Raw genomic sequence first — 14,244 nt, forward strand, 5'->3', positions numbered from 1 at the left:
CAGGCATCCAGGGGCGCGGGGAACTGCGCAAAACGCCCGCCCCCACCGAACCCGCGCCCGCACCGGCACCGGCACCGGCACCGGCACCGGCACCCGAACTCAGACCTGCGTCCACGTCCCCCGGTCGCGAGCCATCGCATGCAGCGCCTCCACATCCGCCGGCTTCAGCACCCCACCCAGTCCGCCGAAACCCGACAGGTCCACCTCCCGCAGGACGCGGACCTCCCGGGGCGGCAGAGTCACCGCGACACCGGACGCGCCGACGAGGGCGAGGACCGGGTGGACCTCGGCCGTCAGGGCGTAGGACGCACGGTCGGCGTCCGCGCGGACCCGGCGCAGCAGCGGCTGTGGGTCCCGGCGGCCGAGGGCGACCATCGGGTCGGCGACAGTGACCCGCTGCTTGCGGGCGTACAGCGTGTGCACCGCGAACAGCCCACCCGGGCCGATCGCCAGATGGTGGACCCGGTCACCGCCGGGCAGCGGAACGGAGTGCAGCGTGTGCCAGCCCGCGCCGTCGAGGCGGTCCAGCACCTCGCCCACAGCCTGCTCCGCCTCCAGCGCACGCCGACGCGGATCACGCCGGATCCGGTGCGCGGACCCGGGATCCCGTTCCAGGGCGATCTGGAGGGCCTCGCCGGGCCGGTTCGGCGCGAGGTCGTCGTCGGGGTGGAGGGTGAGCCGGGCCAGTTCGGCGGGCGTCGGCACCGGCGGCGGACCCACGGCCACGCGGCCGGTCAGGAAGGGCCCGAGGGCGTCCAGCACGTCCTGCCTGCGATCCTCGCTCAGCAGATTGATCCGGGCCGCCTCACGGTCGTACCAGGCGATGTTCCTGCCGTCCGTGAGGCAGACGTAGAGCCGCTCCTGACCATGGCGCCAGGTCGGTACGACGCGCAGTCCGCTCATGCACCATCACCCCATGACCATGGGAACAGGCGGGGTGCTGCGCAGGCAAGAAGCCGGTTACCTTTGGGGTGAGTCACAGCGAGTCGCAATCAGTTGCAGGGCTTGGCGCAGGGGCTTGGGGAGGCGCTGTTGCGGACCCGCAGGAAGCAACCCGACGTACCGGCTCCGGACAGAGCGTGGGACGAGATCGTGCCCGGGCTGTGGATGGGCGGACATGAGTTCCAGGGCCTTTCCGGGCAGCGGGAGTTCGCCGTCGTTCGCGACGAGTTCGAGCTCGTGCAGACGCTGCTGCGGCTGCCGGGCCACGGCCCCGATCCCGGCGTCGAGCAACATGTGTGGCCGATTCCGGACGGCCCGCTGGACGGCACCCAGCTCGCGGGCGTGATGCGCCTGGCACGGGCCGCGAGCGACGCACTGGACGAGGGCCGCAAGGTCCTCGTCCGCTGCTACCACGGCTACAACCGCGCGGGCCTCGTCGTCGCGCACGCCCTGGTCCGCAGGGGGCACACGGCCGACGCGGCGATCCGGCTGATCCGGGGCCGGCGCTCACCGTGGGCGCTGCACAACGAACTGTTCGTCGAGTACCTCCAGGCCGGACTGTCGACGGCCCGGCTGCTGGAGGAGCTGACGGAGTAGGGCCGCCCGGGGCCCACCGGACGGAGAAAAGGACGTCCGTACGAATAATGTGTACGGGGCCGACCTCCCGGACGGCCCCGATCCCAGGAGCACAGTGCCAGCCGCCCGCCGCGCACCCCGTACGACCCGCGCCGTCACCACCGTCACCACCGTCACCGCCGTCGCCCTGCTGCTCGCGGTCGCGTCGGGCTGTGGCGACGCGGGCGACCTGGTGGGCGCGGGCTCCACGCCGACCGCGATCAGCCCCGACCGGCTGTGGCCGCAGCTGACGCCCGCCTCCAGCCCCGCCTTCGAGATCGGCGAGGTGGACTCGGAGGTGGTGGCGGGTGTCTCCGTGCCCGGCGACGACATCCGCACGGTGGACCCGGTCGCGCTCGTACGCGCCGAGATCAGGGAGGACCCCGGCAGTTACGCCAACGCGGGGTACACCGAGACGGCGCGACGGATGGCCGACTGCGGGAAGCCGGGGGCGGCCGGGAAGCGGTGCCCGGTCCTGCGGCCGTACTACCGCGACCTGACCGGTGACGGGCGCGAGGACCTGACGCTGGGCTTTCGGCAACTGCCCGGCCATGTCACCGCCGTACGCGTCTACACCGTGGAGAAGCACCGGCTCGTGCGGGTCATGCACTGGGAGGACGCGGTCAGCGGGGTGGAACTGGCCGGGCGGTCCGTGATCATCCGTTCGCCGTCCGAGGTGGCCGGCTACGAGTACCGGCTGCAGTGGACCTGGGACCCGCAGCAGAAGTCGATGCTCCTCACCCACGACGAGATGCTGCGCACCGGCAGTCGTGCCCTCGGGGACGCGCCGAGCCCGGTGCCCGGCCCGTCCGCGAGCTCGCGATGAGACTCGCGCTGCCCCGCTGGTCCGGCACGCTGGCCGTGAAGGCCGCCGTCTTCATCACCGTGATGTGCTGCGCCCTCGCCGCGCTGCTCGGTGTCCTCGTGCATGTCTCGGTGACGAACCAGACCGTCGGCGAGGCCCGCGACCTGGCGCTGAGCCGGCTGAAGGAGGCGACCGAGGCGTACGAGGCCGGGGACACGCTGACGTGGGACGCGGGTGTGGATCAGCCGGACCTGCCGGGTTCCCTGCGCGCGCTGGCGGTCGCCGGGGACCGCGGCACGATGGTCGGCGTGCACGGCGGGCGCCCCGTGATGTGGGCCGCGGGTCCGGTGGACGGGGACCGGTCGCTGGCCGTCGAGGTCGACTACGCGCAGAACGCGCGGACGATCGCGGCGCTCGACCGGGCGATCCTGTGGTCGTCGGCGCTGGCGATCACGGCGACGCTGCTGGTGGGGGCGTTCGCGGTCACCCGGGTGACGAAACGGCTGCACACGACCGCCCGGGTGGCCCGGCGGATCACCGCGGGCGACCTCGACGCACGGGTCGGCGATCCGCGGACGAAGGATCCGTCGCGGCCGCAGGACGAGGTGGCCGCGGTGGCCGCCGCGCTGGACTCCATGGCGGGGTCGTTGCAGGGCAAGCTGCTGAGCGAGCAGCGGTTCACCGCGGATGTGGCCCATGAGTTGCGGACGCCGTTGACGGGGCTGCACGCGGCGGCCGAGTTGTTGCCGCCGGGGCGGCCGACCGAGCTGGTGCGGGACCGGGTGGCGGCGCTGCGGACGCTGACGGAGGACCTGCTGGAGATCTCCCGGCTGGACACGGGCCGGGAGACGGTGGAGCTGGACACGGAACGCCTGGCCGCGGTGGCCGAACGGGTGGTGCGGGCGTCGGGGACCGACACCGAGGTGGCCGTCCTGCGGGAGGTCACCGTGGAGACGGACCGGCGGCGGCTGGAGCGGGTGCTGGGGAATCTGGTGGCCAACGCGCACCGGCACGGCCGGGGGCCGGTGACGCTGACGGTGGACGGGACCGTGGTGAGCGTCCGGGACCACGGGGACGGGTTTCCGGAGTATCTCGTCGAGCACGGTCCGCAGCGGTTCCGTACGGAGGGCGGGGCGCGGGGACACGGTCTGGGGCTGACCATCGCCGTGGGGCAGGCGGAGGTTCTCGGGGCCCGGCTCTCGTTCTCGAACGCGGCTGACGGTGGGGCGGTCGCCACGCTGGCGTTGCCGTAGCCGTAGCCGTACCGATCGGCCGAACGGCATCTCCTATGGCCCAGCTTGGAAGGCGGCCCGGGCACGGCCCTCCTAACGTGGCGAACAGTCAGGTCCGCCACCCCCGTCACGGAGGCCCCCCATGTCCCTGCGCTCCCGTTTCTCGATAGCCCTCGCCACCGGCGCCCTCGCCGTCACCGCCCTCGCCGCTCCCGCCGTCGCCGACGACGACTGGGGCACCGACCCGCCGAACGACTCGGGGACCCACCAGAACCAGGACCAGGGCCAGGACCAGGGCCAGTGGCAGAACCAGGGCCAAGGGGAGAGCCAGGACCAGGGCCAGAACCAGGGCCAGGACCAGTGGCAGAACCAGGGCCAGGGTGAGGGCCAGGGCCAGGGGGAAGGCCAGAACTCCCGCCTGTCCAGAGGTGTCGTGACGGCCAGTTCGCTGGCCCTGCGCAGTGCGCCGAACCGGGGCGGGCGGATCATCCGCTGGGCCGACCGGGGGGACGTCGTCTCCATCTTCTGCCAGACCAGGGGCCAGAGCGTCCAGGGCAACCCTCAGTGGTACCTCCTCACGGACGGCACCTGGGCCTGGGGCTCGGCCCGTTACATCAGGACCATCGGTGAGACGCCACGCTGGTGCTGACATCCGGCGCAAGCTAGGCAGACATCACGCCCTATTTGGGTAAGTTCCGGACATGACCAAGGCCGGAACCACCGTGGCCCCCGCGGACCCCTCCGCTCGCGCGGTACGCCTGCCCCGGCGCCGTGGCATCGAACTGGCCCTCATCGTCCTCGCCGTCCTGCTGTCGGTGTACGGCTACTGCGCTGTCGGCCTCGCCAAAAACGGCACCGTCCCGCCCGGCGCCGCCGGTTACGGCGCCGGGCTCGGTGTGCTCGCGCTCCTCGCCCATCTGGCGGTGCGTCTGAGGGCCCCGGACGCCGATCCGCTCCTGCTGCCCATCGGCGTGCTGCTCAACGGCCTGGGCCTGGTGCTGATCTACCGGCTCGACCTGGAGACACCCGGCGACCGCGCGGCCCCCACCCAGCTCGTGTGGTCCACGGTCGGGGTGACCCTGTTCATCGTGGTCGTCCTGATACTGCGCGACCACCGCGTGCTCCAGCGGTACGCCTACGTCTGTGTCGCCGCCGCGCTCGCCCTGCTGACCGTGCCGATCCTGTTCCCCTCCGTGAACGGCGCCCGCATCTGGATCAGGATCGCCGGGTTCTCCATCCAGCCGGGCGAGTTCGCGAAGGTGCTGCTCGCGGTGTTCTTCGCCGCGTATCTCGCCGCCAACCGGAACGCGCTGGCGTACACCGGTCGTCGGTTCTGGGGGCTTCAACTGCCCACCGGCCGGGTCCTTGGCCCGTTGCTCGCCATCTGGCTGATCAGCGTCGGGGTCCTGGTCCTGGAGCGGGACCTCGGCACCTCGCTGCTGTTCTTCGGGCTGTTCGTCGTGCTGCTGTACGTCGCCACCGGGCTCACCGGCTGGATCGCGCTGGGCCTGCTGCTGGCCACCGTCGGCGCGTTCGCCGTGGGCTGGCTGGAACCGCATGTGCACAGCAGGGTGCAGGACTGGCTGGATCCCTTCGCGTCGATCGACGCGGGCCAGGGGCCGAACCAGCTCGCGCAGTCCCTGTTCGCCTTCGCGGCGGGCGGGGTCCTGGGCACCGGACTCGGGCTCGGCCACTCCGTCCTGATCGGTTTCGCCGCGAAGTCCGACTTCATCCTGGCGACGGCCGGCGAGGAGCTGGGCCTGGCCGGCCTGTCCGCGATCTTCCTGCTGTACGCCCTGCTCGTGGAGCGCGGCTACCGGGCGGGCCTCGCCCTGCGCGACCCCTTCGGACGGCTCCTGGCGATCGGCCTGGCCTCGATCGTCGCGCTCCAGGTGTTCGTGATCGCGGGCGGGGTCGGCGGACTGATCCCGCTCACCGGCATGGCGATGCCGTTCCTCGCCCAGGGCGGTTCATCGGTCGTCACCAACTGGGCGATCGTCGCCCTGCTGATCCGGGTGAGCGACTCGGCCCGCCGCCAGTACGACGGGAAGGAGACCCCGTGACGACACCGACGCCGGCCCCCGGCATGAGCCGCTACATCCGGCACGCCGCCTGCTTCTGCGTCCTGCTGCTCATGGCGCTTCTCGTCAACGCCACCCGCGTCCAGGTCTTCCAGGCCCGCGCGCACGACGCGAACCCCGCCAACCGCCGCGAGAACATCGCCCGTTACGGCCGGGAGCGCGGCGACATCCTGGTCGGCGGGCGGCCGGTCACCGGCTCCCGGGACACCAGGGAGCAGCTGCGCTACGAACGGACCTACGCGAACGGGCCGTTGTACGCGCCGGTCACCGGCTTCGCCTCGCAGGAGTACGGCACGACCCTCCTGGAGCACACCGAGGACGCGATCCTGTCCGGCTCGGACCCGCTGCTGACGCCGTTCCCGCTGTGGAACGACTTCACGAGGAGGCTCAACCCGGGCGGGAACGTGGTGACGACCCTCGACGAGGCCGCGCAGAAGGCGGCCTTCCGCGGGCTCGGCGGGCGCAAGGGCGCGGTGGCCGCCCTGGACCCGGCGACGGGACGCATCCTCGCGCTGGTGTCCTCGCCGTCGTACGACCCGGGGGTGCTGTCGGGCAACGACCCCCGGGTGGGCCGGTCCTGGACCTGGCTCAACAGCAATCCGGACAAGCCGATGCTCAACCGCGCGGTACGGCAGACCTATCCGCCGGGTTCGACGTTCAAGGTGGTCACCGCGGCGGCCGCGCTGGACGCGGGGGTGATCACGGACGTGGACGCGCCGACCGGCTCGCCGGCGCCGTACACCCTGCCCGGCACCACCACCTCGCTCAGCAACGAGTCCGACGGCTGCGAGGACCTGTCCCTGCGGGAGGCCTTCAGGTGGTCGTGCAACACGGTGTTCGCGAAGCTCGGGGTGGACGTGGGGGTGGGTGACATGACGGCCACCGCGCACGCCTTCGGCTTCAACGACGACTCGTTGCGGATCCCCTTCTCGGTGGTCCGCAGCACCTTCGACCCGACCGTCGACCGGGCGCAGCTGGCCCTGTCGTCGATCGGCCAGTACAACACCCGTGCGACCCCGCTCCAGATGGCGATGGTCTCGGCGGCCGTAGCCAACGGCGGGCAGATCCGCACGCCCTACCTCGTGGAGCGGACCACCACGGCCGGCGGCAGCATCGTGGACACGGCGGGCCCGCGTCCGGTACGGCAGGCGATGTACCCGGCGACGGCCGCGGTGCTGAAGGAGCTCATGACCCAGGTGGTGACCGAGGGCACCGGCACCAACGCGGCCATTCCCGGCGCGATCGTCGGCGGCAAGACCGGCACCGCCCAGCACGGCATCGGCAACGCCGGGGTGCCGTACGCCTGGTTCGTGGCGTGGGCGCAGGGCGAGCGGGACATGGAGCCCAAGGTCGCCGTGGCAGTGGTGGTGGAGGACGCGTCGGCGGACCGGGGGGACATCACCGGGGGCGGGATGGCGGCGCCGATCGCGCGGGCGGTGATGAAGGCGGTACTCAACTCCAAGGAGTGAGACAGGGGTTGAAGACCGCCGGACGACCGACCTACCGTTCGGTCCATGATGGAAGCCACCGCGTACCAACTCGCCCAGGTGAACATCGGCCGCCTCAAAGCCCCGCTGGACTCCCCGCAGTTGAAGGACTTCGTCGACAACCTCGACCCCGTGAACGCCGACGCGGACGCCGCCGACGGTTTCGTCTGGCGGCTGGAGGACGAGTCCGGCGACGCGACGGACATCGCCGTCTTCGGCGACAAGTGGTTGATCATCAACATGTCGGTGTGGCGTGACACCGACGCGCTGACGGCGTACATGTACCAGGGCCGGCACCGCGAGATGCTCGCCCGCCGCAGGGAGTTCTTCGAGCGGGTCCAGGAGGCGATGGTGGCCCTGTGGTGGGTCCCGGCCGGCCACCGCCCCACGGTCGCCGAGGCCGAGTCCCGGCTGCTGCACCTGCGCACGAACGGGCCCACGCCGTACGCGTTCACGCTGCGGACGCCGTTCCCGGCGCAGGGCGCCGAGCCGGTCACGGCCCTGGAGATCCCGGACGACCTGGGCTGCTCGGTCTAGAGCGGCTTGCGCATCTCCGAGCGGATCCGGAGGGTGGTCGCCGCCAGCTTGTCGAGGTCCACGTCCGACGGGTCGTCGGTGGTCGCGGTGTTCCTCGCCTCGAACACCGCGCCCGACGTGTTGGCATCGACCCAGCCACAGAGCGGGAGCGTCACCTTCACGCCGCTCTCGGTCCGGGTGCTGACCTCGCAGGTGATCGTGATGTCACCGGAGCCGGCCGGGTGGAAGTCCTTCGGAGCCACGGCAACGTCCGCGCCTTCTCCGTCCCCACCGCCCTTCATCATGTCGTCGCGGCTCCAGTCGGGGTCTTTGAACCGGCCGTACAGCCCCATGACCACCAAGGTGCCCTTCGCCTTGTCACCGCCAGGGCTGTAGTACCCGTACGCGACACCCGCGAGTTTGGCGTCCCAGCTGCCGGCGGCCTGCTTCTTGAGCTTTTGACCCTCGGAATCGGAGACGTCCCGAGTGAGTTCGTAGCGGTTGTCCACCAGCGTCTTGGGGAGGGAGAGCCGGTACCTGGCCTCCGGGAAGCCGAGGCCGGCCAGCTGCGAGCCGTACATGGCGTACGCCACGACGCTCACGGCGACCACCCCGCCCACGATGCCGAGAATCAGCCCGACACGGCGCCCCTTCGGGGGTGGGGAGACGGGCGGCACGCCCCAGCCGTACGGATGCTGCTGGAGCGGCACGGGCGGTGCGCCGTACGGTTGTTGCTGGGCCGGCACGGGCGGTGCGCCGTACGGTTGTTGCTGACCGTACGGGCCCGGTGCGTAAGGGCCCTGCGGAGCCTGCGGAAACTGCTGGTGGTAAGGGTTCTGCGGTCCGTACGGACCCTGGGGCGTGGACACGTCAATACGTTAGTCCATGTGAGCGGCTCCCTCCTCGACGGCCTCACCCACCTCGGCGACCCGCTCCCGCTCCTCGGCCGCGAAGCGCTCCGCGTCCAGCTTCTCGGCGATCTCCTCGTCCTGGGCCATGAGGAGGTCGAGGTTGGAGTTGCCCATCTCGAAGACGCCCATGTCGACGTAGGCCTGCTGGAGGCGCTTGCCCCACAGGCCGATGTCCTTGACGCAGGGGACGATCCGGGAGAAGAGCAACTGGCGGAAGAGGGCGAGGAATTCGGACCGTTCGGCGTACTCCTCGGCCTCTGCCTTCGGGATGCCGAAGTTCTCCAGGACCTCGACCCCGCGCAGGCGGTCGCGCATCAGGTAGCAGCCCTCGATGACGAACTCCTCGCGTTCACGGAGTTCGGCGTCGGAGAGCTGCTTGTAGTAGTCGCGCAGGGCCATCCGGCCGAAGGCCACGTGCCGGGCCTCGTCCTGCATGACGTAGGCGAGGATCTGCTTGGGCAGGGGCTTGTCGGTGGTGTCGCGGATCATGCCGAAGGCGGCCAGCGCCAGGCCCTCGATGAGGACCTGCATACCGAGGTAGGGCATGTCCCAGCGCGAGTCGCTGAGCGTGTCGCCCAGCAGGGACCGGAGGTTGTCGTTGATCGGGTACAGCATCCCGATCTTCTCGTGGAGGAAACGGCCGTAGATCTCCGCGTGCCGCGCCTCGTCCATCACCTGGGTCGCCGAGTACAGCTTGGCGTCGAGGTCGGGCACGGACTCCACGATCCGGGCGGCGCACACCATCGCGCCCTGCTCACCGTGCAGGAACTGGCTGAACTGCCAGGAGGCGAGGTGCTTGCGGAGCTCTCCCTTGTCCTGGTCGGTGAACTTCGCCCAGTACTTGGTGCCGTAGACGGAGATGGCCTCGTCGGGCGTGCCGAGGGGGTCGTGGGGATCGACCTCAAGGCTCCAGTCGATGCGCTTCTGCCCGTCCCACTGCTTGTCCTTGCCCTTCTGGTAGAGGGCCAGGAGGCGGTCGCGGCCGTCGTCGTACTCCCAGCTGAACCGGGCCTTGCCCGTCGCCGGTACCTGCCAGTGGGGGTCCCCGGGGTCCGTGGTGTACAGGTCGAAAGTCGGCATGTTCCGCAGGCTGCCGCTTCATAGACGCCGGGTCAACAAGTCGTGCGCAAGGGATTGACGGCCTTGCTGACAGGCAGTCTCATAAGAGCCATGACGAGTCTGACAGAAGTCGACGCGCTCGAAGGGCTGCGCGACGCCCTCGGCCTGCTCAAGGACCGGGAGCAGGTCGCCGAGCGGCTGCTCGACTCCTCCGCGAAGCACTCCTTCGATCCGGACAGGGAACTGGACTGGGACGCGCCCTTCGAGGAGGGCCTGTGGTTCTGGCCGCCGGAACTGGTCTCGCTCTACGGCACCCCGATGTGGAAGCGGATGAGCGAGGAGCAGCGGATCCTGCTCTCCCAGCACGAGGCCGCGGCACTGGCCTCGCTGGGGATCTGGTTCGAGATCATCCTCATGCAGCTGCTGTGCCGTCATATCTACGACAAGGCGGCCACGAGCGCGCATGTGCGGTACGCGCTCACCGAGATCGAGGACGAGTGCCGGCACTCGAAGATGTTCGCGCGGCTGATCACCCGGGGCGGGACGCCCTGGTATCCGGTGAGCCCGGCCCATCAGCGGCTCGGGCGGCTGTTCAAGACGATCTCCACGACACCGGGGTCCTTCACGGCGACGCTGCTCGGTGAGGAGGTCCTCGACTGGATGCAGCGGCTGACGTTCCCGGACGAGCGGGTGCAGCCGTTGGTCCGGGGGGTGACGCGGATCCACGTGGTGGAGGAGGCCCGGCATGTGCGCTACGCCCGGGAGGAGCTGCGGCGGCAGATGGTCTCCGCTCCGCGGTGGTCGCAGGAGTTCACTCGGGTCACGTCCGGGGAGTTCGCCCGGGTGTTCTCCGTGGCGTTCGTGAATCCGGAGGTGTACACGAACGTGGGCCTGGACCAGCGGGAGGCGCTGGCGCAGGTGAAGGCGAGCGGGCATCGCAGTGAGGTCATGCAGACGGGGGCGAAGCGGTTGACGGACTTCCTGGACGACATCGGGGTACTTCGGGGTGTCGGGCGCAGGTTGTGGAGGTCATCCGGGCTGCTGGCTTGATCGTCGGCTGCGGACCGGTGGGGGCTGGTCGCGCCCACGCGGCGGAGCCGCACATCGATACAGCCCCGCGCCCCTAGAGGTGGGTGCAGTCAGGCATGCCTAGCAGTACCCACCTCTAGGGGCGCGGGGAACTGCGCGACCAGCCACGACGTATCCGCAGCCGCCGACTACGCTGCACCCATGACCCCTGCCGCGCCCGCCTATCGTCGCCTCAGCGTCGAGGAGCGCCGCAGTCAGCTTCTCGACGCCGCCCTCGGACTCTTCGCGCACCGCGCTCCCGAGGACGTCTCCCTCGACGACGTGGCCGAGGCGGCCGGAGTCTCCCGTCCCCTCGTCTACCGGTACTTCCCCGGCGGCAAGCAGCAGCTGTACGAGGCCGCGCTGCGGTCCGCCGCCGACGAACTGGAGCAGTGCTTCGCCGAGCCCCTCGACGGCCCCCTCCTCGTCCGCCTCTCCCGTGCCCTGGACCGCTACCTCGCCTTCGTCGACGAGCACGACGCCGGTTTCAGCGCCCTGTTGCAGGGGGGCAGTGTCGTCGAGACGTCCCGGACCACCGCCATCGTCGACGGGGTACGACGGGCCGCCGCCGAGAACATCCTCAGCCACCTCGGCGTCACCGCGCCCGGTCTGCTGCTGCGCATGACCGTGCGGATGTGGATCACCGCGGTGGAGGCGGCCTCCCTGATCTGGCTCGACGAGAGCAAGAAGCCACCCGTCGGGGAACTGCGCGACTGGCTGGTCGAGCAGTTCGTCGCCGTGCTCTCCGTGACCGCGAACCGCGACCCGCAGACCGCCGCGCTGGTCACGGCCCTCGCGATGGATGCCTGACACTGGTGCCGTGAAGAGCGAAGACACCCCCTTCGAGGGCGGTCCCATGGACGGCCGGGTGCTGCCCGTGCTGCTGGGACCGACCGGTCGTCCCCCGAAGACGTACCGCATCCCCGTCCCCGACGCGGCCGGCGGCCCGGGCACGGTGCTGGTCTACCGCCGGGTGCCCAGGGGGCACAGCAGGCTGGGGATCCAGAAGGGGTGGAAGTACGCGTACGACCCCGAGGGGAAGGCGGACGACCGGCTGAAGTGGCCGTGGTCCAAGCCCGACAAGCCCCAGCCCGACAAGCCGGCTGACACCGACGGGTGACGGGATTGCGCCGAACCGCCCACCCGGCGCGCGAGGACGCCGACCCCGTCTGATGCTCACCGTGCGGAACAGAGGGGCTGTTCCGCACAGGAGGTGATGACGTGTCAGGAAGGCTTCTGCGTCTGGTGTGTACGGCGGCGGTGGCGGCCGGCACCGCCCTCGCACCGGTGCCCGCGACGGCCGTACCGGAGCCGGAACCGCGTGAGCGTTCCGTCGTCGAGCTGCTGACGGACCTTCAGCGGCTGTACCGGGAGGCCGAGGAGGCCACCGAGACCTACAACGCCACCGAGGAGAAGCTGAAGGCGAAGCGTGCCGAGGTGAGCCGCCTGGACGCGGCGCTTTCCAGGGCCCGTCTCTCCCTGCACGACAGCCGGGGTGCCGCGGGGCGGCTGGCCCGCCAGCAGTACCAGAACAGCAGCACCGACCTCTCGCCGTACGTCCGTCTCCTGCTCGCCCGCGACCCCGAGCACGCTCTCGAACAGGGACATGTGGTCGGCCGGATGGCGCGGGAACGGGCCGGCACGGTGGACCGTCTGACCGGCACCGAGCACCGCGCCGACGAACTGGCCCGCAAGGCGCGCAAGGCGCTCGACGACCAGCTCACGCTCGCCGACCGGCAGAAGAAGGAGCGGAACGACGTACGGGGCAAGCTCGCCGGCGTGGAGGAACTGCTCGCCTCCCTCACCGCCGAACAGCTCACCCGGCTGGCCGAGTTCGAGGAGAAGGGGATCGAGAAGGCGCAGCAGGAGCTGACCACCTCCGGTGCCCTCGGCGACGACGACCGCGGGCCGACCCCGAAGGGCGAGAAGGCCCTGGAGTACGCCCGGCGCCAGCTCGGGAAGCCGTACCAATGGGGCGCCGAGGGCCCGAGGACGTACGACTGCTCGGGGCTGACCTCGCGGGCCTGGGCGCATGCCGGCACCCCGATCCCCAGGACCAGCCAGGAGCAGTGGGCCCGGCTGCCGAGGGTTCCGCTGAAGGACCTGCGGCCGGGCGACCTGGTCCTCTACTTCCCCGGGGCCACGCATGTGGCGCTGTACGTGGGCCGCGGCGAGGTCATCGAGGCCCCGAGAACGGGCGAGAAGATCAAGGTGTCCCCGCTCGCGTCCCACCCGCTGCTCGGGGCCGTACGTCCGGACGGCGACCGTCAGGCGCCCGCGACCGAGGCGAGGTAGGCGCCCGTCTTCTCCGGCTCGTAGAAGAAGTTCTCGAAGTCGGCCGGGTCGTTGAAGGCGTTGGCGAACCGGTCCGCCACCGGCTGCAGCTGACCTGCCGCCCCGATCAGGTTCAGGATGTGCTCCGGCGGCGGCGCGAGCATCGCGTTCGTCCACTTGGTGACGTGCTGGGCGGTGGCCCAGTACCGCTCGAACGTCGCCCGCATCCACTCCTCGTCGAACTCCTTCTCCCCCCGGTCGAGGATCGACGCGAGGTAGGAGGCCGCGCACTTGGACGCGGAGTTGGAGCCCTGCCCGGTGATCGGGTCGTTGGCGACGACGACGTCGGCCACGCCCAGGACCAGTCCCCCACCGGGCAGGCGGCCTATCGGATTGCGCACGGTGGGCGCGTAGCGGCCGGCCAGCGTACCGCCGGCGTCCGTGAGTTCGACGTTCGTGGCGCGCGCGTACTCCCAGGGCAGGAACGTCTCCATGAGTTCCAGGGTCAGGGAGAGGTGTTCCGCCGGGTCCTTCACGCCGTTGAAGACGTCGAGCGGGCCGCCGGGTATGCCCTCCCAGAAGAGGATGTCGGCGCGCCCGGAGGTGGTGAGCGTCGGCATGACGAACAGTTCGCCGACACCGGGGACCAGGTTGCAGCGGACGGCCTCGGTGTCCGGGTGCTCGGGGCGCGGGCCCAGGCCGTGGACGTAGGAGACGGCGAGCGCGCGCTGCGGCTCGCGGTACGGGGAGCGCTCCGGATCCCTCGCGAACATGGAGACCAGCTCGCCCTTGCCGGCCGAGACCAGCACGAGGTCGTAGGTACGGGAGAAGTAGTCGAGGTCGCCGACGGCCGCGCCGTGGATGACGAGCTGGCCGCCGCGCTGGGCGAACGTCTCCATCCAGCCGGCCATCTTCACCCGCTGGTCGACCGACTGCGCATACCCGTCGAGGTGTCCCAGCCAGTCGATCGCGCGCTGCGAGGGGCCCGGGTCGAACGAGCCGGGGGCCGCCACCGAGACGCCGAGTCCTTCGATCTTCGGGGCCTGGGACTCCCAGAAGTTCAGCTGGAGATCGCGCTCGTGCTGGAGTGCCGTGCGGAACATGCACTGCGTCGACGTGACCCGGCCGGAGCGGATCTCGTCCGCCGTCCGGTTGGACATCAGGGTGACCTCGTACCCGTGGGACTGGAGGCCGAGGGCGAGCTGGAGGCCGGACTGGCCGGCTCCGACGACGAGTATCTTCCGCATGCGGGTG

Annotated in this window: 15 protein-coding genes; 11 read left to right on the forward strand and 4 right to left on the reverse strand. The window is 70.9% G+C overall.

Annotation, left to right across the window (positions count from 1 at the left end; genetic code table 11):
* Positions 1 to 99 precede the first annotated feature (99 nt).
* Positions 100 to 903, reverse strand: a complete 804-nt coding sequence (locus tag ACFVYN_RS35665; protein WP_390006204.1) for a nuclease-related domain-containing protein — start codon at positions 901 to 903, stop codon at positions 100 to 102.
* 129 nt (positions 904 to 1,032) lie between these two features.
* Here ACFVYN_RS35665 and ACFVYN_RS35670 point away from each other — a divergent pair, with 129 nt between their 5' ends.
* From ACFVYN_RS35670 to ACFVYN_RS35700, 7 genes are all read left to right on the forward strand, one after another.
* Positions 1,033 to 1,539 (forward strand): protein phosphatase, encoded by a 507-nt coding sequence (locus ACFVYN_RS35670; RefSeq protein ID WP_390006206.1) that lies wholly within the window; start codon positions 1,033 to 1,035, stop codon positions 1,537 to 1,539.
* Positions 1,540 to 1,633: 94 nt separating this feature from the next.
* Positions 1,634 to 2,383, forward strand: a complete 750-nt coding sequence (locus ACFVYN_RS35675) for a hypothetical protein (RefSeq protein WP_390006207.1) — start codon at positions 1,634 to 1,636, stop codon at positions 2,381 to 2,383.
* Positions 2,380 to 3,615: an ATP-binding protein gene (locus ACFVYN_RS35680; protein ID WP_390006208.1), complete on the forward strand. Its 1,236-nt coding sequence runs from the start codon at positions 2,380 to 2,382 to the stop codon at positions 3,613 to 3,615. Before ACFVYN_RS35675 ends, ACFVYN_RS35680 begins: the two co-directional genes overlap by 4 nt.
* 121 nt (positions 3,616 to 3,736) lie before the next feature.
* The gene (locus tag ACFVYN_RS35685) at positions 3,737 to 4,243 is read left to right on the forward strand and encodes an SH3 domain-containing protein (RefSeq protein ID WP_390006210.1); all 507 of its coding nucleotides are present in this window, start codon (positions 3,737 to 3,739) and stop codon (positions 4,241 to 4,243) included.
* 52 nt (positions 4,244 to 4,295) lie between these two features.
* A complete protein-coding gene (locus ACFVYN_RS35690) occupies positions 4,296 to 5,657 on the forward strand; it encodes an FtsW/RodA/SpoVE family cell cycle protein (protein ID WP_390006212.1) in 1,362 nt (453 codons plus the stop codon).
* Positions 5,658 to 5,680: 23 nt separating this feature from the next.
* A complete protein-coding gene (locus ACFVYN_RS35695) occupies positions 5,681 to 7,144 on the forward strand; it encodes a peptidoglycan D,D-transpeptidase FtsI family protein (RefSeq protein ID WP_390006247.1) in 1,464 nt (487 codons plus the stop codon).
* A 45-nt stretch (positions 7,145 to 7,189) separates the two neighbouring features.
* Positions 7,190 to 7,699: a DUF3291 domain-containing protein gene (locus ACFVYN_RS35700; protein ID WP_390006214.1), complete on the forward strand. Its 510-nt coding sequence runs from the start codon at positions 7,190 to 7,192 to the stop codon at positions 7,697 to 7,699.
* Here the strand turns inward: ACFVYN_RS35700 and ACFVYN_RS35705 are convergent.
* Both ACFVYN_RS35705 and ACFVYN_RS35710 read right to left on the reverse strand, forming a co-directional pair.
* On the reverse strand, positions 7,696 to 8,547 hold the full coding sequence (locus tag ACFVYN_RS35705) for a hypothetical protein (RefSeq protein WP_390006215.1): 852 nt from the start codon (positions 8,545 to 8,547) through the stop codon (positions 7,696 to 7,698). The genes ACFVYN_RS35700 and ACFVYN_RS35705 overlap by 4 nt on opposite strands.
* A gap of 9 nt (positions 8,548 to 8,556) precedes the next feature.
* On the reverse strand, positions 8,557 to 9,669 hold the full coding sequence (locus tag ACFVYN_RS35710) for a ferritin-like domain-containing protein (protein ID WP_390006216.1): 1,113 nt from the start codon (positions 9,667 to 9,669) through the stop codon (positions 8,557 to 8,559).
* Positions 9,670 to 9,759: 90 nt separating this feature from the next.
* Between ACFVYN_RS35710 and ACFVYN_RS35715 the strand changes: the two genes are divergently transcribed.
* The 4 genes from ACFVYN_RS35715 to ACFVYN_RS35730 all read left to right on the forward strand — a co-directional run bounded on the left by ACFVYN_RS35715 (position 9,760) and on the right by ACFVYN_RS35730 (position 13,011).
* Positions 9,760 to 10,698: a diiron oxygenase gene (locus ACFVYN_RS35715; RefSeq protein WP_390006218.1), complete on the forward strand. Its 939-nt coding sequence runs from the start codon at positions 9,760 to 9,762 to the stop codon at positions 10,696 to 10,698.
* Positions 10,699 to 10,878: 180 nt separating this feature from the next.
* Positions 10,879 to 11,526, forward strand: coding sequence for a TetR/AcrR family transcriptional regulator (locus ACFVYN_RS35720; protein WP_390006219.1), 648 nt, complete (start codon positions 10,879 to 10,881; stop codon positions 11,524 to 11,526).
* Between the two features lie 10 nt (positions 11,527 to 11,536).
* Positions 11,537 to 11,836, forward strand: a complete 300-nt coding sequence (locus ACFVYN_RS35725) for a hypothetical protein (protein WP_390006220.1) — start codon at positions 11,537 to 11,539, stop codon at positions 11,834 to 11,836.
* Between the two features lie 101 nt (positions 11,837 to 11,937).
* Complete coding sequence (locus tag ACFVYN_RS35730; RefSeq protein WP_390006221.1) at positions 11,938 to 13,011, forward strand: NlpC/P60 family protein; 1,074 nt, start codon at positions 11,938 to 11,940, stop codon at positions 13,009 to 13,011.
* On the opposite strand, the gene ACFVYN_RS35735 is transcribed toward ACFVYN_RS35730, so the two are convergent.
* A complete protein-coding gene (locus ACFVYN_RS35735) occupies positions 12,984 to 14,237 on the reverse strand; it encodes a styrene monooxygenase/indole monooxygenase family protein (protein WP_390006222.1) in 1,254 nt (417 codons plus the stop codon). The genes ACFVYN_RS35730 and ACFVYN_RS35735 overlap by 28 nt on opposite strands.
* Positions 14,238 to 14,244: the final 7 nt, after the last annotated feature.

It is taken from the genome of Streptomyces sp. NPDC058307, from assembly GCF_042880295.1.
In the GTDB taxonomy this organism is placed as follows: domain Bacteria; phylum Actinomycetota; class Actinomycetes; order Streptomycetales; family Streptomycetaceae; genus Streptomyces.

Coding starts and splice junctions, on each gene's coding strand:
- ACFVYN_RS35665 (WP_390006204.1), bottom strand. CDS start 903: ATGAGCGGACTGCGCGTCGTACCGACCTGGCGCCATGGTCAGGAGCGG.
- ACFVYN_RS35680 (WP_390006208.1), top strand. CDS start 2,380: ATGAGACTCGCGCTGCCCCGCTGGTCCGGCACGCTGGCCGTGAAGGCC.
- ACFVYN_RS35685 (WP_390006210.1), top strand. CDS start 3,737: ATGTCCCTGCGCTCCCGTTTCTCGATAGCCCTCGCCACCGGCGCCCTC.
- ACFVYN_RS35690 (WP_390006212.1), top strand. CDS start 4,296: ATGACCAAGGCCGGAACCACCGTGGCCCCCGCGGACCCCTCCGCTCGC.
- ACFVYN_RS35695 (WP_390006247.1), top strand. CDS start 5,681: ATGAGCCGCTACATCCGGCACGCCGCCTGCTTCTGCGTCCTGCTGCTC.
- ACFVYN_RS35700 (WP_390006214.1), top strand. CDS start 7,190: ATGATGGAAGCCACCGCGTACCAACTCGCCCAGGTGAACATCGGCCGC.
- ACFVYN_RS35710 (WP_390006216.1), bottom strand. CDS start 9,669: ATGCCGACTTTCGACCTGTACACCACGGACCCCGGGGACCCCCACTGG.
- ACFVYN_RS35715 (WP_390006218.1), top strand. CDS start 9,760: ATGACGAGTCTGACAGAAGTCGACGCGCTCGAAGGGCTGCGCGACGCC.
- ACFVYN_RS35720 (WP_390006219.1), top strand. CDS start 10,879: ATGACCCCTGCCGCGCCCGCCTATCGTCGCCTCAGCGTCGAGGAGCGC.
- ACFVYN_RS35735 (WP_390006222.1), bottom strand. CDS start 14,237: ATGCGGAAGATACTCGTCGTCGGAGCCGGCCAGTCCGGCCTCCAGCTC.